2 protein-coding genes are annotated in these 2,548 nt (G+C 37.4%); one reads left to right on the top strand and one right to left on the bottom strand.

The window, feature by feature from the left end:
* On the bottom strand, positions 1-487 hold a 487-nt coding region (locus D0T84_RS22015), incomplete at its 3' end, for a transposase (RefSeq protein WP_163310062.1).
* Positions 488-645: 158 nt separating this feature from the next.
* On the opposite strand from D0T84_RS22015, the gene D0T84_RS22010 reads away from it, so the two are divergent.
* Positions 646-2,274: a DUF6377 domain-containing protein gene (locus tag D0T84_RS22010; protein WP_163310061.1), complete on the top strand. Its 1,629-nt coding sequence runs from the start codon at positions 646-648 to the stop codon at positions 2,272-2,274.
* Positions 2,275-2,548: the final 274 nt, after the last annotated feature.

Genomic DNA, 2,548 nt, shown 5'->3' with positions numbered 1-2,548 from the left:
AAAAGTATAAATGTGATTTTATACGTTGCTTAAAACGACTCATATCTTTGACCAAAGCCGAACGGGTTCTCACTAAAGAACGATCTTCTAGTGTCGATATACATGGAACATGAATACCGGACAAATCTCCTGAACGGAGTTCCCGTGCTAATTTCCGGCTATCCACAGCATCGTCTTTTTGCAACTTCTCTTTCTGAGTGCAGGCAACATCTGCGGCATTTACAACTATATTTTTTATTCCCATAGATTCTAATCTGAAATGTGTCCAGAAACCACTAAAGCCTGCCTCATAAACAGAATAATAAGTACCACCCGGAAAGTGAGTATGTAAATAATCTGCCAGCCTTGTCGGATCCGCAGCTTGAGTAAACGTCTTGTGGTGACTATGTTCGCTCAAAATCGTCACTGACCAACTCCGTAAATGTACATCAATGCCCGCATAAATGCTTTGTCCTTTGAAACTTAATTTGTTAATTTGTTCTTGCATAAGCTCTAAATATTATTATGTTATATAATCAAACTCAAATATAATAATACTCGTGGGCTTATGCATATTTGCTATCGCCGTAATTCAAATACAAACATAGGAACTAAATCACTCCGTCATCCGTAAAAAAAACTATATTTGTAATAAATCTGATCATTATGAAAATAGACCTATTGCCCGTAGTAAAGTCGATTACAATTATATTTATCCTCTTCATTGTATGCGCATTATCAGTCAATGCAAAAAACAGGCTGGATTCCTTACTGACAGAACTTGACAAAACAATAGAACAGGAAGAGTACTATACATCACTTAAAGAAGAACGAATAAAAGGATTAAAACAGGATTTATTAAAAACATCAGATACAGATGCCAGGTTTCATCTGTATAAAGAGATTTTTAATGAATATGAGGCTTTTATCTGTGACTCTGCATATCAGTATTCCCTATTATGCCTGTCTCTGGCCGAACAACAAAAGAACATATACTGGATAAATGAGAGTAAACTGCAAATATCCAGTACGCTAACAATATCAGGTATGTATCCCGAAGCCGTGGAACTCTTAAGTTCGATCGACAAAGCAGTGCTGGGAGAAGAACAAATAATCGATTATTACACTAATTATTACCATGCGTACAACGAATGGGGCGAGTATGCGGAGTACAGTTACGCGGCAAAGTATAAGCAAAAAGGGAAAGCATATCAGGATTCGGTATTAGCGCTTGTAAAACCCAACAGCTTTGAGTACGTCATGGAATATGCGTGGAGATATATGGAACAGGAAGAATATGATAAAGCAAAGAAATTACTATTCGCCTACTTACCTAAAGTAAAACAAGACACAAGGCAATATGCCATGATAACATCAGTTATCGGTATTTTACAGTGGTATCTGGATGATATAGAGAAGCATCAGGAATATCTTGCTATTTCCGCTATTTCTGATATAAAGGCAGCTGTAAAGGAAAATACCTCTCTCAGGAGCCTCGCAAATGTCATATTCCAAGTAGGAGGCGAACTGGAAAGAGCGAATAATTATATCAAGAAAAGCCTGAGTGATGCCAATTTTTATAACGCGCGCTTAAGAAGCATCCAGATCTCCAAGTTATACCCTCTTATCGAAAACGCATACCAACTGGAGAGAGAGCAACAACAAAAAAGGCTGCACATGCTGCTCATTGTGATTAGTATATTATCCGTCTTACTTATATTGACCATTATATATATTATCAGCCAATTCAAAAAACTGGCGGAAGCGCGTAAGCAAACACTGATTGCAAACGAAAAACTGAAAAATAACAACATAGCTCTAGCAGAAGCCAACCATATCAAAGAAGAATATCTGGGAAGGTTTCTCAGCCTTTGCTCCCTGTATATAGAAAAAATGGAAAAACATCATCGCGCCCTGAACAAAAAAGCCAAGGAGGGTAATCTGGATGAACTATATAAGGCTCTTAAATCCAACCAGTTTATCGAAGATGAATTGAATGATTTCTACCATAATTTCGACAGCGCTTTCCTTAACATCTTTCCCAATTTCGTAAATCAGTTCAATGCCCTCCTGATCGAAGAGGAAAGAGTGATCCCAAAGCAGGATGAAAAACTGACAACCGAGTTGAGAATATTTGCGCTTATCCGTTTAGGAATTACCGATAGCCAGAAGATAGCCGAGTTCTTACGCTATTCAATCACAACCATCTACAATTATCGTTCGAAATACAGGAATAAGTCGGTAGTACCCCGTGATGAATTTGAGAATGAAGTAATGAATATAACTTCATACTGATTATAAATTAAAATTCTATGCAATAGATATTGGAGCATTGTAGGAGGGTGTCTCAAAAGTAAAACACCTCTATCAAATTGTTACTCTCTTTGTCATTGCCTCGCCTTCGCTTCGGCGAACGTTGTTTCTGAGTGCAACGAAGAATCCCGACCTACCAGATACGAGATGTTTCACTCCGTTACCAATGACGTCATTTAAATTATATCCGTTTTGACAATCATAAAATTGTGTTTTTTAGCTAGTTTACCCATAAGTCTTATTTCGTTAGCATTGA

This window comes from Dysgonomonas sp. 521 (assembly GCF_010501055.1).
Taxonomy (GTDB): Bacteria; Bacteroidota; Bacteroidia; order Bacteroidales; family Dysgonomonadaceae; genus Dysgonomonas.
This window is presented reverse-complemented; position numbering and strand designations above follow the sequence as displayed.

Coding starts and splice junctions, on each gene's coding strand:
- D0T84_RS22010 (WP_163310061.1), top strand. CDS start 646: ATGAAAATAGACCTATTGCCCGTAGTAAAGTCGATTACAATTATATTT.